We start from the raw sequence: 14,990 nt of genomic DNA, 5'->3' as shown, positions 1-14,990 counted from the left end.
ACCGGACGTACACCAAACTCTCTTGGGAGCGGAGACCTAAGTCCAATACGAATACCGGCCTACCCGATACGACCTGCGTGTTAATCAACAGCAGTGACCGGATCGCCGGCCACGGCGACGAACAGCGGGCGGATACGGGTGAGCGCGAGGGTGCGCACCCAGGCCGCCAACGGAAGGGGTCAGCCTGCGGTCGGGATTGACGCTCCCGGCAGCGGCCGGGTCCGGGTCAGCGCGAGCGCCAGCACCCCACCAACAACCGCCAACACGACCGTCATGACGACCACGTGCGGCCACCCACCCGAGGTCCAGGCCCCGCCGGCCATCGCCCCGAACACCGACCCACCCACGTAGTACGCCAGCAGGTACAGCGCCGACGCCTGCCCCGTTCCCCCGCCACCGACCTGCGCCCGGGCCGCGACCCAGCCACTGGCGACGCCGTGCGCGGCGAAGAAACCGAACGTCAGCACCGCCAGGCCGAGGACGACCAGCGGCAGCGGAGAAGCCAGCGTCAGCAGGATCCCGACCGCCATGACAAGAATCCCGACCGGTACGACCGGACGCTGCCCGAACCGGCCGGCGAGCCGGCCGGACAGCGCCGACGCGACCGAGCCCAGTGGGTACACGAGGAACACGAGGCCGGCCACGCCGGCGCTGAGGTGGTACGGAGCGCCCGCCAGCCGGAACCCGAGCGCGTTGAACACGGCGACGAACGCGCCCATCAGGGCAGCGGCGATGCCGTAGAGGGCGAGCAGGACCGGGTCGGTGAGCAGTCGGGCGCTCAGCTTGGCCAGCCGCGCGGGGCTGGGCGGCGCCGCGACGAACCCGCGCGACGCCGGCAGCAGGGCGAAGACCGCGATCGCGCACACGACGGCGAGGACGGCGACGCCGCCGACGGCGGCGCGCCACCCCAGGAGATCGGCCAGGCCGCCGGCGACCAGCCGCCCGAGCATGCCACCGAGGGCGGTGCCGGAGATGTACAGCCCGGCGGCGCGGGCGTGCGCCTCCCGGTGCACCTCCTCACGCAGGTACGCCATGGCGACCGCGGGCAGCCCCGCAAGGGCTAACCCGTGCAGGGTACGCAGCCCGAGCAGCACCGACCAGGTCGGCGCGACCGCGCAGGCCAGGCCCACGATCGCGGTGGCTGCGAGGGAGAGGCGCATGAACCGGACCCGCCCGTACGCGTCGGAGAGCGGGCTGACCAGCAGCATCCCGATGGCGAGGGCGAACGTCGTCAGCGAGACGGTGAGCGCCGACTGCGCGGGCGTGACCCCGAAGCCGTGCATGAGTAGCGGCAGGACCGGCTGGGTGCAGTACAGCGACGAGAATGTCGCGACACCGGCGGCAAACAACGCAATGGACAGCCGACGGTACTCAGGGGTGCCGAGGCGGTGACCTTCGTGACGGGGAACTGCGGTAGTAGCGGCGGTCCGGGTAGTTTGCACCCGTCAAACATCTCTCGCCCGCATTCAGATTCAAAATGACGACACAGTGGCCCGGCTAACGCATGGAGGTGTAGGGAATCTTGGATATGGGCATCGGGGAGGCCATGGAAGCCGTACGTCTACTGACCGACCGGTACCGCCTGCTTGACCGCCTCGGCGCGGGCGGCATGTCAGTGGTGTGGCGGGCCCATGACGAGGTGCTCGGCCGCCACGTCGCGGTGAAGATGCTCAGCAGCCGGTTCGCCGGCGACGCGGGATCGCGGGATCGCATCCGCGCCGAGGCGCAGGCGGCGGCGCGGCTCTCCCACCCGCACATCACGAGCGTGTACGACTACGGCGAAGCGGTCGAACCGGACGGCACCCGGGTGCCGTTCGTCGTGATGGAACTCATCAACGGCACCACCCTGGAAAGCCGGCTCGCTCAGGAAGTCCTGCCCTGGTCAGCCGCGATACGCATCGCAGCCGAGGTGGCCGCGGCGCTGGCGGCAGCGCACGCGCAGGGGCTCGTGCACCGCGACATCAAACCGGCGAACGTGATGCTCACGGCGACCGGGGTGAAGGTGGTCGACTTCGGGATCGCGGCGCTGGTCGGCGCGGACGCCGACCGTACGACGAACATCCTCGGCACCCCGGCCTACCTGGCGCCCGAGCGGCTGAAGGGCAAGGCGGTCACCCCGGCCAGCGACGTGTACGCCCTGGGCCTGCTGCTGTTCCGCATGCTCACCGGCCGGCTGCCGTGGCAGGCGGAGACGGTCACTCAGATGATCACGGCGCACTGGTACACCGACCCGGGGCCGCTGCCGCCGATCGCCGGACTGCCCGCAGCCGTCGCTGACGTCTGCACGCGCAGCCTCGCGAAGGAACCCGAGGACCGCCCCATGGCCGACGTGGCCGCCCGTACCCTCGCCGCCGCGGTGGGGATGCGGGCCGCCGTTCCGTTCGACGACACGCTGACCTGGAGTCCGGCGCCCGTACAGGATGCCGAGACGGCGGTCCTCAGCACCGTCGGCAGTACCTCCGCCATCGACAGCGCCAAGGCCCACCGTCCCTGGCAGGCAGCGGCCGCTGCGGCCCTCGGCGCCCTTAGCGGCATCAAAACCAGCCTCAAGACCGGGCGCTGGCGGGAACACCGGCGCTGGCTGGCTGTGGGCGCGGCGGCCCTCGTCACCGTCACCGGGCTGACTGCCTGGGCGACCGCCGGGTCGCAGACGCAGTCAACGGCGGAGGCTCTGCCGGCGCAGCAGCAGGCGACCGCGCCGCCGATCTCCTGCGAGGTGCGCTACCAGACCAGGAGGGACCAGGGCGGGACCTTCGACGTCGATCTCGCCGTCGTCAACAGCGGCGCCCGGCCGGTGGAGAACTGGACCCTCCGCTTCGACTTCCCCGCCGACCAGCGACTGGCCAGCGGTACCGGCGCCACCTGGGCACAGTCCGGCCAGGCAGTGACCGCGCGCGGGTCGGCCGCCATCGTTCCCGGTGCGACAGCCACGGCGGGCATGACCGGCGGATACCAGGCGTCCAACCCGATTCCGACGGCCTTCACGCTCAACGACGCGCCGTGCCGCGCGACGGTCACCGGCGCCCCGGCTGCCATCCCCGTGAACAACGGCACCCCGGCGAACAACGACACCGCCGCGAACAACGGCGGTGGACCCGGCGCCAAGAACCGCTGGGACAAAGGCAGCAAAGAAAAGAAGGGCGGCAAGCACGACGACTGAGCCGGCCGCCAACCGGCACTGATCAGTCAGTAGCCGGCTCAGTCAGTAACCGGCGTGGTCACCGCGGCCGGCAGCGGGCGGCTCCGCATCAGCGCGAGGGCGAGCAGCCCACCGACGGCGGTCAGCGCGAGCGTCATGACCACCACCTGCGGCCAGCCGCCGACGGTCCAGGCGGTGCCGGCCATCGCCCCGAACACCGACGAGCCCGCATAGAAGGCGAGGAGGTACGTCGCGGAGGCCTGCCCGGTGCCGCCGCCGCCGAGTTGGGCCCGCGCGGCGACCCAGCCGCCGAGCAGGCTGTGCGCGGCGAAGAAGCCGATCGTCATGACCGTCAGACCGACGGCGATGATCGGCAGCGGCTCGGCGAGGGTGATCAGGATGCCGACCGCCATGACGACGGCCGTGGCCGGGGCGACCGGTCGCCGCCCGATCCGGCTCGCGATGCGGCCGGCGACGGTCGAGGAGAACGAGCCGATACCGAACACGACGAACACCAGGCCGGCCACGGCGGTGCTGAGGTGGTACGGCTCGGCCGCCAGCCGGAACGCCATCGCGTTGTAGACCCCGACGAACGCGCCGTTGAGGGCTGCGCCCATGGCGTACAGGGCGAGCAGGACCGGGTCGGTGAGCAGCCGGCCGGTCAGCCGGGCCAGTCGTGCGGGGCGCGGCGGGGACGGGACGAACCCGTACGACGGCGGCAGCAGCGCGAACACCACGGCCGCGCACGCCAGGGTGAGGATCCCGACGCCGCCGATGGCGGCCCGCCACCCCAGGAGGTCGGCCAGCCCGCCGGCGAACAGCCGGCCGAGCATGCCGCCGATGGCGCAGCCGGACACGTACAACCCGGTGGCCCGCGCGTGCATCTGCGCCTGCACCTCCTCGCGCAGGTAGGCCATCACCACGGCGGGCAGGCCGGCAAGGGCGATCCCCTGCGCGACCCGCAGCGTGAGCAGCACCGGCCAGGTCGGCGACAGGGCACAGCCGAGGCCGACGAGCGCGGTGACGGCCAGCGAGATCCGGATGAAGCCGACCCGGCCGTACCCGTCGGAGAGCGGACTGACGACGAGCATCCCGATGCCGAGCGCGATCGTCGTCACCGACATGCTCAGCGCCGCCTGGTCGGGGGCGATCCGGAACGCGGACGCGAACATCGGCAACAGCGGCTGGGCGCAGTACAGCGAGGAGAACGTCGCGATGCCGGCGGCGAACAGGCCGATGGACAACCGCCGGTAACCGGGGTCGCCGATGCGGTAACCCTCGTGGCGGGTGGTCGTCGTGACGGTGGCGCTCACGCCACAAACGATCTCTTAACAGCCATCATGTGCCAAATGACGATCGTGTCGAGAAACAATGCGCTAGACGCATAATGCAAGGGTGAACATCGACGAGCTGCGGTGGTTCCTGACCGTGGCGGATACCGAGCACGTGACCGCGGCGGCGAGCGACCTGTACCTGTCGCAGCCGACCCTGTCGCGTGCGCTGGCCCGACTGGAGCGGGAGGTCGGCACCCCGCTGTTCGACCGGGACGGGCGCCGGCTGCGGCTCAACCAGTACGGGCAGATCCTGCGCGAGCACACCGCCCGGGCCCTCGCCGAGGTGGACACGGCCCGCCAGCGCATCGACGCGCTGACCGACCCGGACACCGGCCTGGTCCGGCTGTCGTTCCTGCACTCTTTCGGGGCGTGGCTGGTGCCCGACCTGCTGCGCGGGTACCGGGCGCAGGCTCCGGGCGTACGCTTCGCACTGTTCCAGGATGTCGCCGAGGTCATCGCCGCGTCCCTGCGGGAGGGGCGCACGGACCTCGCGCTGACCAGCCCGCGGCCGGACGGCGACGATCTGGCCTGGCACCCGGTGCACCGCGAGCGGCTGTGTCTGGCCGTGCCGCCGGACCACCGGCTCGCCACGCGGCGGCGGGTGGCGCTGGCGGCCGTCGCGGACGAGCCGTTCATCATGCTGCGCGCCGACACCGGCCTGCGCGGCATCACCGACCGGCTGTGCCGCGCCGCGGGCTTCGACCCGGCCGTGGCGCTCGACTCCTCGGATCTGCAGACCATGCGGGCCCTGGTGGGGGCCGGGCTGGGCATCGCGGTCGTGCCTGAGCCGCACCTCGGCGACGAGCCGAACGGGCCGGTGTACCTGCCGCTCACCGACCCGGGCGCCGAACGCACCATCGGCCTGTGCTGGGTCGCGCAGCGCCCCCTCCCTGCGCCCGTTGCCGCCTTCCGCGATCATGTCTCGACGTTGGCCGGGTGAGAATGGGGCGTGGCTTCACGTAACCAGCCCTGCCCCTGCGGCCTCGGACAGCCGTACGACGAGTGCTGCGGTCGCTTCCACGCCGGCCGGGAGGCCGCGCCGACGGCGGAACTGCTCATGCGCTCGCGGTTCAGCGCGTTCGCCGTGGGTGACACGGCGTACCTGCAGCGCACCTGGCACCCCACGACCCGGCCGCGTCAGCTCCGACTCGATCCGACAACCGAGTGGACGCGCCTCGACATCCTCGGCAGGTCCGGCGGTGGCCTTTTCGACGCCGAGGGGACCGTCGAGTTCCGCGCCCACTACACCGAGCACGGCCAGCCCGACGTCCTGCACGAGAACAGCCGGTTCGTCCGCGACAACGGACACTGGGTCTACGTCGGCTCCATACCTACCGAGCGGTAACATCGGCTCCGCCAGCAGGATCCCAGAGTTGGCGGAGGGAGGAACACGTGCCCATCAGAATCCCGAGCGGCGATGTCACGCTCGCAGCCGACCCGTACGGCGACCCGGACAACACGCCCGTGGTCCTGTTGCACGGCGGTGGGCAGACCCGGCACTCGTGGCGGGCGACCGCGCGCGAACTGAGCGAACAGGGCTGGTACACGCTCTCGGTCGACCTGCGCGGCCACGGCGAGAGCGGCTGGTCACCGGACGGACAGTACGGGCTCGACCGGTTCGCCGACGACGTCGCGTACATCGTGGAGTTCCTCGGCAGGGCCCCGGTCCTGGTCGGCGCGTCCCTGGGCGGCAACGCGTCGCTCGCCGCCCTCGGCCACCACCCTGAGCTGGCGCTCGCGCTCGTCCTCGTCGACGTGTCGCCGTTCCTCCAGCCGGACGGGGCGAAGCGGATCCGCGACTTCATGACCGCCAGGTCGGAGGGCTTCGCCTCCCTGGAGGAGGTCGCCGACGCGGTCGCCGCGTACCTGCCTCACCGCCCCCGGCCGCGCAACCTCGACGGCCTGCGCAAGAACCTACGCGAGTCCAACGGCCGGTTCTTCTGGCACTGGGACCCCAAGCTGCTCCATGCGCCGACCGACCACGCGGTGCAGCGCAACTCGCTGGTCGACCCGGCCCGGCTCGGCGCCGCCGCGATGACGCTACGCATCCCCACCCTGCTGGTACGCGGCGGCGAGTCCGACGTCCTGAGCATCGAAGACTGCCGGCGCTTCCTCGACCTCGTGCCGCACGCCGAGTTCAGCGACGTCGCCGGCGCGCACCACATGGTGGCCGGCGACGACAACGCCGTCTTCGACAAGGTGCTCGGCGAATTCCTCGAGCGGCGCGTACGGTCCCGCCTGACCGCTCTGGGCTGAGCCCGATAGCGCTGAAAAACAGCGATCCCCGCATCCGTCGGCGCGACGGATGCGGGGATCGGAAGCTGTCGTCAGAGAGCGCGGACCTGCTCGGCCTGCGGGCCCTTCTGGCCCTGCACGATCTCGAACTCGACCCGCTGGTTCTCCTCCAGGGAACGGTAACCGTTGGTCTGGATGGCGGAGTAGTGCACGAACACGTCGTCGCCGCCCCCGTCCTGCGCGATGAAACCGAAGCCCTTTTCGGAGTTAAACCACTTCACGGTGCCCTGTGCCATTGCCATCTCCCTTGTCAGGCGAGGACCTGCGGTCGCAGATCCGGAAGCCATTGGTCTAGAGGCCCCACATCGCCCAACCCGCCAGCGCGCACGCGCGAACCAACCGGTTGGGATAAGGCGAACCACATACCCAAGAACCTCAATCACCGTAGCAAAGATCGTGCGCGCGCGCAGAAATGTTCGTCACAACACCGGAGTAAGCACGTCGGCCCGGGTGATCTCCGCGTCCTCAATGGCGCCCACCCTCGACACCTGATAGCTCGACACGACCTTTAACCGGCCGTGGGGAAGATGGGGCCGTCCGGGATCGCCCACCAGTACGCGAGCGCCCCGCGCCGCGGCACGCTCCAGGAACCCCAGCATCCGCTCGGACATGGACTCGCTGTAAAAGACGTCTCCGGCCAGCACCACCTCGGCGTCATCGCCGTCACCATCGAGCAGGTCGCCGCGGCGTACCTCGACAGCCACGCCGTTGGCACGCGCGTTCAACGCGATCGCGGCGAGCGCGTACGGGTCGATCTCGTTGGCAGTGACGGCCGCAGCGCCGGCCATGGCGGCCGCGATGGCGATTAGACCGGAGCCGGAGGCCACATCGAGCACCCGCCGGCCGGCGACGACGTCCGGGTGATCCACGATGTACCGCGCGAGCACCTGACCGCCGACCCAGGCATCGGCCCAGAACGGCTGCTGCAGCGCTCCGCCCACCTGAGCCTCCAATCTGGCCCGTAAGACGATGGCGTCCTCGGCGAGGTACAGCCGGACCCCAGGCACGAATGGCACCTGCGCGAGGCGTATCCCGTCGAAACCGGTTGCGCCGGACTCCAGGAACGGGTCAAGGACGACACACTCGACACTTGCCGGGGCGTGCTCGGGTTGATTGATCACCGGCCCAGCATGCCGCACGCACTCGGGTTTCGTCGCTACTCAGCGAAGGTCCCACCGTGGCGGGTGCGGCCCAGCGGCCATCGCGCTAGGCAAAGCGTGTACAGTACATGCAAAAGTTTCTGTTTGTGGTTGGTTTCCAGCCCGGCTACGACCCGGATCGGTCTCCTCTCGGATTCGTCGTTGGCTGCCGCTGCTCGAGACGGCCCGGCTGGGCTTCGCCGTGCGAGCGCCCCAACCGCAACAAAGGAGTTACCCGCTCGATCCGAGTCATACTCCCGGGTCCACCGTGGCCCGGGCGGCGCCGCATGGTGCCACGGTGTTCGGGCCCCGCAACGCTGCCCTGTGCTGTGGGGCCCGACCTCACCGCCCTCATCTCCGGTTCGTTCCTGCGAAACCCCGCCGGCCTGCCCGCGGGACCTTCCTTGTGGCGTGCCGACAACGGAAGGCTCCAGATTGACCACGCCCACGCGTGCCCGTAGCCGGCGACGCCCACCGGTAGCCCCTCACCACCGCGGCGTGACGGCTTCCACGGCGTCTCAGCCCGCGGCGACCGCGCCGACGCCTGACCGCGCGGCACCGGTGGCCGGCTCCTTCGCTGACCTGCCGCTGAACCCGGCGCTGCTCGCGACCCTGTCCCGGCACGGCTTGACCACCCCGTCGGCGATCCAGGCGACAGCCCTGCCCGACGCGATCGCCGGGCGTGACATGCTCGGCCGGGCCCAGACCGGCTCGGGCAAGACCCTCGCGTTCGGCCTGGCGCTGCTCACCCGGCTCGCCGGCCGGCGCGCCCAGTCGCGACAGCCGATCGCGCTCGTGCTGGTACCCACCCGCGAACTGGCCACCCAGGTGACCACCGCGCTGGCCCCGTACGCCGGCGCGGTCGGCCTGCGCTCCACCACCGTCGTGGGCGGCCTCTCCCTGCAGCGTCAGGCCGACGCCCTGCGTCGCGGCACCGAGATCCTGATCGCCACCCCCGGCCGGCTGAACGACCTGACCGAGCGCGGCGACTGCCGGCTGGACCGCGTGGAGATCACGGTCCTCGACGAGGCCGACCAGATGGCTGACATGGGTTTCCTGCCGCAGGTCAGCAAGTTGCTGGCGCAGACCGCCCCGGACGGGCAGCGCATGCTGTTCTCCGCGACCCTCGACGGCGACGTCGACCGGCTGGTGCGCCGCTTCTTGACCGACCCGGCCCGGCACTCGGTCGACCCGCCGGCCGGGGCCGTCGTCACAATGGACCACCACCTGCTCCACATCGAGATGGCCGACAAGAACGCCACCGCCGCGCACATCGGTGCCCGCGACGGACGGGTGATCATGTTTGTGGGTACCAAACACCGCGCGGACCGGCTGGCGCGACACCTGCTCGCCAACGGCGTTCCCGCCGCGGCCCTGCACGGAGGCAAGTCCCAGGGCCAGCGCACCCGCGCCCTCGACCAGTTCCGCACCGGCACGATCAACGCGCTCGTCGCCACCGACGTGGCCGCCCGCGGCATTCATATCGACGACCTCGACCTGGTCGTCAACGTCGACCCACCCACCGACGGCAAGGACTATCTGCACCGCGGCGGGCGGACCGCCCGCGCCGGCCGCTCCGGAACCGTCGTCACGCTGGTGCTGCCCGACGAGAAGCGCGACACCGCCCGGATGCTCGCCACCGCCGGCGTCACCGCACAGTCGACCGGTGTCCGGCCGGGCGACGCCGCGCTCGCCCGCATCACCGGCGCCCGCACCCCGTCGGGGGTACCGATTGCCGCCCCGGCAGCGGCACCGAAGCCCGCGGCCGCGAAGCCTTCGACCGGGGCTGCGACCGGAGCGACACGAGGACGCCGCCGGCGGCGCTGACGCGCGGCAGCGATAGCCACCCGCTTCATCGAGGACGACGACATCGGCGAACGAGCCATCGAAGGGGCTCGTCTTCGTCTACCGTCGGTAGGCCACGGACCGAGCCTGGGAGGACACCACCATGAGTAAGCCCCTCAACTACGACGCACCGCGCCGGTCCGTGCTCGACCTCGATGAGGACCAGCCGGAAGACCTCAGGATCGGCGGCACGTCGGCGCGGTCAGCCAGCCTCGACGTGGACGACGCGGTAGCGGCCGAGAATTTCGAGCTGCCAGGCGCGGACCTCTCCGACGAGGAACTGACCGTGCCGGTGGTGCCGATGCGAACCGACGAGTTCCGGTGCGGCCGCTGCTTCCTGGTCCATCACCGCAGTCAGCGTGCCGGCGAAGATATCTGCAAGGAATGCGCCTGACGGCCCTATTCGGGAGCCAACTCCCGCCACTCCGGCCGGCCGCCCAGCCACGCGTCGGCGAGAATCTCCGCTGACGCCCTGCCGGGGCACTGCTGAATTTTCGATCGACCCGCCGCGCCCCCGCCCGCGCGCGCTTCCACTTCCCAATGTTCGCCGTCTGTACGTATGTACACATCGCGACGGCCACGAAGGCTCCGGTTCCCGTTCCACCAGTGGCGCTCGACTCTCACCCGACCACCGTATAGCAGCCTCAGCCGGAGACAGAACCCTCTGAGCGGCCAGGGGGGTGGACAGCGGAGCACGGCGAGCGGCGACGGAGAGCGGCGGGAGCGGTCGGCGGCGCCCGAAACCGTCCGCGGTCCCTTCCGTCCCCGTAGGACCTTAATTTGTCCGTTCGGCGTGAACTGATTGGCCGTTCGTCTGGTCTCGATGGCTGAACGTACGAGTGGCCATCGTACTTTCGTCTATGTGAGGCCGCTCACCTTCAGGCCCATTTGGGTGCATCACGGCACGTGCCAGACGAGTCCGATAGTTGCCACATTGGGGCACTTACCCGGTGATCCGGCGACGCACCTGCAGTCACTCAAAGTAACTACAAACATTCACAATTGTTTCTCTGCCGGACCGCTTAATCCACAGAAGGTAGTAAATGCGAAATTGGTGTCACCACGGAGTGAGACGGTGACTCTGGACAGGTAATTTGCACGTCGCTTAAGTTTTGCGCCTCGCCCGCTCGCGTTTGACGCCGGGACAGTAACTCCTCGCAATTCCTGCGAAACGAGGTGTGATGAAGCGCAGCAAACCAAAGCGCAGCAGATCCATCCGGCGACAAATGTTCGCGATGCTCGTCGTGCCTCTGATAGCCCTCGTCGGGTTGTACACGTTCGCCCTCGTCACCGTGGCCAAGCCAGTGCTCGACCTGCGCCTGGCCGACGTCGCCAAGCGGGACGTACGTACCCCGGGCAACGCCGTCGTGGCAGCGCTTCAGGCCGAGCGGAAAGCGGTCGACATGTACCTGGCCGGCGGCCGCCTCGACCCCACCACGCTCCAGGCTGCCCAGGCGACCAGCGACACGGCGGTGTCCAAGTGGCGCCGGCTGCTCAGCAACTCCGAGCTGCGCAACAACAACGAAGTGACCAAGCGCAAGATCACCGAGACGCTCCAGGCGCTGGACAAGATGCCCGCGAACCGGCAGGCGGCGGCTGCCGCTCCGGACCGCCCCACCGCCCGGTCGCTCTACACCAGCACGATCTGGGCCATTTTCGCCCTGTTCGACGCGCTGCCAGAGAGCGTGACGTCCGAGGTCGCCAAGGAGCAGGCCGGTCAGACCGGCACCGCCCGCCTCAAGGACCAGCTCAGCGAGGAAGACGCGATCATCGCCGGCCTGGGCATCGCGCGCCGGTACACGCCTCCGGACTCGGTGGCGCTCACGCAGCTGATCGGCGCCATGGCAAACCAGGTGAACCAGGCGTCAGCGCTGTTCACGGGCGATCTCAAGGACCTCGTTGACCGGTTCGTCGCGGCCAAGTCCACTCAGGACGTGTACGCCCACAACATCCCCATGCTGGCCAAGGGTTTCAACGGCTTCGTCCCGCCGACCGACCCCACCACCTGGGAGGCCGTCTACCAGCCGGCCCTCGCCGTGTTGAACACGTTCATCAGGGCCCTCGGTGACGACATCGACCGGCGCATCAACGACGCGGCCGACGTCGCGCTGCGGAACCTGGCGCTGACCGGTCTCGGTGGTCTGCTCGCCGTCGTCCTGTCGCTGTTCCTCACCATCCGGCTGGGCCGGTCGCTCTCGATCCGCCTCGCCGGGCTGCGCGGCGCCGCGCTCGACCTCGCCGACGTACGCCTGCCTAGCGTGGTGAGCCGGCTGCGCCGGGGCGAGCGGGTCGACCCGGCTCTGGAAGCGCCTCCCCTGGACCTGGGCAACGACGAGATCGGCGAGGTCGGCGAGGCGTTCAACCGGGTACGCCGCACCGCTATCGACGCCGCGGTGGAAGAGGCCACCCTCCGCCAGGGCATCAACCAGTTCTTCGTCAACATCGCCCGCCGCAGCCAGGGCCTGCTCCACCGGCAGCTCGCGCTGCTCGACAGCATGGAGCGGCGCACCACCGAGCCGGACGACCTGGCCAACCTCTTCCGGGTCGACCACCTCGCCACCCGCATGCGCCGCCACGCCGAGGACCTCGTCATCCTCGCGGGCAACGCCCCCGGCCGGGGCTGGCGCCAGCCGGTACCGATGGTCGACGTCATCCGCGGCGCCATCTCCGAGATCGAGGACTACGACCGGGTCGACCTCTCCGTGGTCGGCGAGGACGCCCTGGTCGGGCGGGCCGTCGGCGACATCGTGCACATGCTCGCCGAGCTGATCGAGAACGGCACCGACTACTCGCCTCCGCACACCAAGGTCAACGTGACCGGACAGGCGGTCGGCAACGGCTTCGCGATCGAGATCGAGGACCGCGGTCTGGGCATGACGCCTGACGCCGTGGCCGTCCTCAACCGGCAGCTCCTCAACCCGCCGGACTTCAACCTGGCCGACAGCGCCCAGCTGGGCCTGTTCGTGGTCGCACGGCTCGCCGCCAAGCACGGCGTGCAGGTACAGCTACGGCCGTCGCTCTTCGGTGGGATCACCGCCATCGTGCTGCTCCCCACGGAGCTGATAGCCACCGGGGAGCAGTTGGCCGAAGCAGCGGGCTCGGTCGGGCGCGCCGCCGTGACCCAGCAGCTACCGGCGATGGATCCCGGCCAGCACCGGGCCGACGACGGCGCCGAATCGGTCGCCCACCCTGACGCCGACGAGCACGCGGGATCGAACGGACGGGGCACCAACGGGTACTCCCGGCCGGACGATTCCGAGCAGTTCGAGTGGCTCCGCCGCCACCCGGAGGTTCCGCCGCAGTTCGAGGTGCCACTGCGCCTGGCACCGTCGGTCGGCCAGCAGTGGCCAGCCGGGCAGCCGGTCGCCAGCGCTCCCTTCCAGCGCTCGGCCGAACCCGCTCCCTTCCAGCGCTCGGCCGAACCCGCTCCCTTCCAGCGCGCCGCCGAACCGGTCGGTTTCAGGGCGGAGGCGGGCCCGGACGAATCGGGCACTTCGCCGACGCCGCTCGGCCGTCCACGCGGCCTGCCGCGCCGCGTACGGCAGGCGAGCCTCGCGCCGCAGCTGCGCAACGCCGCCGGACCGACCCTCATCGCCGAAGAGGACGAGGCCCCGGCGGTCTCACCTGACCTGGTCAGGAGCCGTATGTCGTCGTTCCAGGCGGGTACGAACCGGGGTCGCCGGGCCGGCGACGCCCTCGGACAGGAGGAAAACCAGTGACGGTGCAGACTTCCGGCGCAACAGTCTTCAACTGGCTGCTCGACGACCTGGTCGACCGGGTGCCGTCGGTACAGAAAGCCGTCGTGCTGTCGGTCGACGGACTGCGGATGGGCGCCTCGCGCGAGCTCAGCCAGGAGGACGCCGAGCACCTGTCCGCGGTGGCCGCCGGCTTCCAGAGCCTGGCGCGCGGTGCCGCGCGCCACTTCGGTGGCGGCCCGGTGCGGCAGACCATCATCGAAATGGAGTCGGCGTTCCTGTTCGTGACCGCCGCGGGGCGCGGCGCCTGCCTGGCCGTACTGGCGGACGCCGACTCCGACATCGGACTCATCGCGTACGAGATGGCGATGCTCGTGACCCGGGTGGGCCAGAACATCTCCACCGCGCCACGGACCGCCTTCGAAGCAGGATGAGCCGCGCCAGGACGGCCAACGAGTTCTGGGAGGACTCCGAGGCGGGGCCGCTGGTACGAGCGTACGCGATGACCGGCGGCCGGGTACGCCCAACGGCCACGCTGGACGTCGTCGCGTACGTGATGGCCAACGCCGGGTCACACGCCAACCTGTCCCGCCTACAGCCGGAACATCGGGCCATCCTGGCGGCCGCGCGTCGGCCGATCACCGTTTCGGAGCTCGCCGCTCACCTCGACCTGGCCCTCGGGGTGACCCGCATCCTGCTCGGCGACCTGCTGGAGCAGGACCTCATATCGACGTACGAGCCGCCCGGAGTCAGCACGCTGCCCTCCGAGCGCGTCCTGAAGGCGGTACTCCATGGTCTCCAAGCCCTCTGACATGGCGCCGGTCCCCACCGCGGTGAAGATCCTCATCGCGGGGGGCTTCGGCGTCGGCAAGACCACGATGGTCGGATCCGTCAGCGAGATCCGTCCACTGCAGACGGAAGAAGTGCTGACCAGCGCGAGCGTCGGCGTCGACGACATGTCGGGCATCGAGGGGAAGACGACCACCACGGTCGCCATGGACTTCGGCCGCATCACCTTCGAGGACAACGTCGTGCTGTACCTGTTCGGCACGCCCGGCCAGAACCGGTTCTGGTTCCTCTGGGACGAGCTGGTCCTCGGCGCGCTCGGTGCGGTGGTGCTCGCCGACACCCGCCGGCTCGAGGACTCCTTCCAGTCCATCGACTACTTCGAGCGCCGCGGCACACCGTTCGTGGTCGCGGTCAACTGCTTCCAGGACGCTGAGCGGTACGGCGACGACGAGGTCCGCGAGGCGCTCGACCTCGACCCGGACGTGCCGCTGCTGCTGTGCGACGCCCGCGACCGCGAGTCCAGCAAGCTGGTGCTCATCACCCTGGTCCAGCACGTGATCGCCACGGTCCGGATACGGCAGTCCGCCGTCGCGCTGGTCCGGTAACCCACCGCCCCCGCGCCCCGGACCGGCGCCGGGTATTCTGCCTGTTACCTGGAAAGTTTTGACGGCAGCTTGGCGACCAGGACAAAAACGCCTAAAGAGCCCGCGCCACGGTCGCGCGCCTCTTGGTCTGACTGCCGGAGGACGCGGTT

13 protein-coding genes and 1 pseudogene are annotated in these 14,990 nt (G+C 70.3%); 10 read left to right on the top strand and 4 right to left on the bottom strand.

The window, feature by feature from the left end:
- Positions 1-179: 179 nt before the first annotated feature.
- Positions 180-1,442 (bottom strand): MFS transporter, encoded by a 1,263-nt coding sequence (locus HC028_RS14625; RefSeq protein WP_203981280.1) that lies wholly within the window; start codon positions 1,440-1,442, stop codon positions 180-182.
- Between the two features lie 86 nt (positions 1,443-1,528).
- Here HC028_RS14625 and HC028_RS14620 point away from each other — a divergent pair, with 86 nt between their 5' ends.
- Positions 1,529-3,160 carry a serine/threonine-protein kinase gene (locus HC028_RS14620; RefSeq protein WP_168077580.1) on the top strand — a complete coding sequence of 544 codons (1,632 nt, stop codon included), beginning with the start codon at positions 1,529-1,531 and terminating at the stop codon, positions 3,158-3,160.
- Positions 3,161-3,198: 38 nt separating this feature from the next.
- On the opposite strand, the gene HC028_RS14615 is transcribed toward HC028_RS14620, so the two are convergent.
- Entirely contained in the window at positions 3,199-4,452 is a 1,254-nt protein-coding gene (locus HC028_RS14615; RefSeq protein ID WP_168077570.1) for an MFS transporter, read from the bottom strand.
- 82 nt (positions 4,453-4,534) lie between these two features.
- Here HC028_RS14615 and HC028_RS14610 point away from each other — a divergent pair, with 82 nt between their 5' ends.
- From HC028_RS14610 to HC028_RS14600, 3 genes are read left to right on the top strand one after another with little or no spacing between them, the layout of a single operon-like run.
- The gene (locus tag HC028_RS14610) at positions 4,535-5,413 is read left to right on the top strand and encodes a LysR family transcriptional regulator (protein ID WP_168077569.1); all 879 of its coding nucleotides are present in this window, start codon (positions 4,535-4,537) and stop codon (positions 5,411-5,413) included.
- Positions 5,414-5,422: 9 nt separating this feature from the next.
- The gene (locus HC028_RS14605) at positions 5,423-5,818 is read left to right on the top strand and encodes a YchJ family protein (RefSeq protein WP_203981279.1); all 396 of its coding nucleotides are present in this window, start codon (positions 5,423-5,425) and stop codon (positions 5,816-5,818) included.
- A 47-nt stretch (positions 5,819-5,865) separates the two neighbouring features.
- On the top strand, positions 5,866-6,729 hold the full coding sequence (locus tag HC028_RS14600) for an alpha/beta fold hydrolase (RefSeq protein ID WP_168077567.1): 864 nt from the start codon (positions 5,866-5,868) through the stop codon (positions 6,727-6,729).
- Positions 6,730-6,800: 71 nt separating this feature from the next.
- Here HC028_RS14600 and HC028_RS14595 read toward each other — a convergent pair whose 3' ends face one another.
- Together HC028_RS14595 and HC028_RS14590 are read right to left on the bottom strand one after the other, a co-directional pair.
- The gene (locus tag HC028_RS14595; protein WP_168077565.1) at positions 6,801-7,004 is read right to left on the bottom strand and encodes a cold-shock protein; all 204 of its coding nucleotides are present in this window, start codon (positions 7,002-7,004) and stop codon (positions 6,801-6,803) included.
- A gap of 183 nt (positions 7,005-7,187) precedes the next feature.
- A complete protein-coding gene (locus tag HC028_RS14590; RefSeq protein WP_239075424.1) occupies positions 7,188-7,889 on the bottom strand; it encodes a class I SAM-dependent methyltransferase in 702 nt (233 codons plus the stop codon).
- A gap of 579 nt (positions 7,890-8,468) precedes the next feature.
- Here HC028_RS14590 and HC028_RS14585 point away from each other — a divergent pair.
- The 6 genes and pseudogenes from HC028_RS14585 (at position 8,469) to HC028_RS14555 (ending at position 14,841) form a co-directional block, all read left to right on the top strand.
- A pseudogene (locus HC028_RS14585) lies at positions 8,469-9,859 on the top strand (DEAD/DEAH box helicase).
- Entirely contained in the window at positions 9,856-10,146 is a 291-nt protein-coding gene (locus HC028_RS14580) for a DUF4193 domain-containing protein (protein ID WP_168077563.1), read from the top strand. Before HC028_RS14585 ends, HC028_RS14580 begins: the two are co-directional and overlap by 4 nt.
- An 841-nt stretch (positions 10,147-10,987) precedes the next feature.
- Positions 10,988-13,471, top strand: a complete 2,484-nt coding sequence (locus HC028_RS14570; protein WP_168077561.1) for a nitrate- and nitrite sensing domain-containing protein — start codon at positions 10,988-10,990, stop codon at positions 13,469-13,471.
- The gene (locus HC028_RS14565; RefSeq protein ID WP_168077560.1) at positions 13,468-13,881 is read left to right on the top strand and encodes a roadblock/LC7 domain-containing protein; all 414 of its coding nucleotides are present in this window, start codon (positions 13,468-13,470) and stop codon (positions 13,879-13,881) included. The genes HC028_RS14570 and HC028_RS14565 overlap by 4 nt, the downstream gene beginning before the upstream one ends.
- Positions 13,878-14,258: a DUF742 domain-containing protein gene (locus tag HC028_RS14560; RefSeq protein ID WP_168077559.1), complete on the top strand. Its 381-nt coding sequence runs from the start codon at positions 13,878-13,880 to the stop codon at positions 14,256-14,258. The genes HC028_RS14565 and HC028_RS14560 overlap by 4 nt, the downstream gene beginning before the upstream one ends.
- Entirely contained in the window at positions 14,239-14,841 is a 603-nt protein-coding gene (locus HC028_RS14555) for a GTP-binding protein (RefSeq protein ID WP_168077558.1), read from the top strand. The genes HC028_RS14560 and HC028_RS14555 overlap by 20 nt, the downstream gene beginning before the upstream one ends.
- The last annotated feature ends 149 nt before the right edge of the window (positions 14,842-14,990 follow it).

Origin of the sequence: Planosporangium flavigriseum, assembly GCF_011947225.1 — a bacterium.
Lineage (GTDB): Bacteria > Actinomycetota > Actinomycetes > Mycobacteriales > Micromonosporaceae > Planosporangium > Planosporangium flavigriseum.
The sequence above is the reverse complement of the archived record's forward strand: the minus strand, read 5'-3'. Positions and strand labels throughout refer to the sequence as shown.

Bases quoted from the DNA above. Each gene is read 5' to 3' on its own strand.
- HC028_RS14620 (WP_168077580.1), top strand. From the start codon at position 1,529: ATGGGCATCGGGGAGGCCATGGAAGCCGTACGTCTACTGACCGACCGG.
- HC028_RS14595 (WP_168077565.1), bottom strand. From the start codon at position 7,004: ATGGCACAGGGCACCGTGAAGTGGTTTAACTCCGAAAAGGGCTTCGGT.
- HC028_RS14580 (WP_168077563.1), top strand. From the start codon at position 9,856: ATGAGTAAGCCCCTCAACTACGACGCACCGCGCCGGTCCGTGCTCGAC.
- HC028_RS14570 (WP_168077561.1), top strand. From the start codon at position 10,988: ATGCTCGTCGTGCCTCTGATAGCCCTCGTCGGGTTGTACACGTTCGCC.
- HC028_RS14560 (WP_168077559.1), top strand. From the start codon at position 13,878: ATGAGCCGCGCCAGGACGGCCAACGAGTTCTGGGAGGACTCCGAGGCG.
- HC028_RS14555 (WP_168077558.1), top strand. From the start codon at position 14,239: ATGGTCTCCAAGCCCTCTGACATGGCGCCGGTCCCCACCGCGGTGAAG.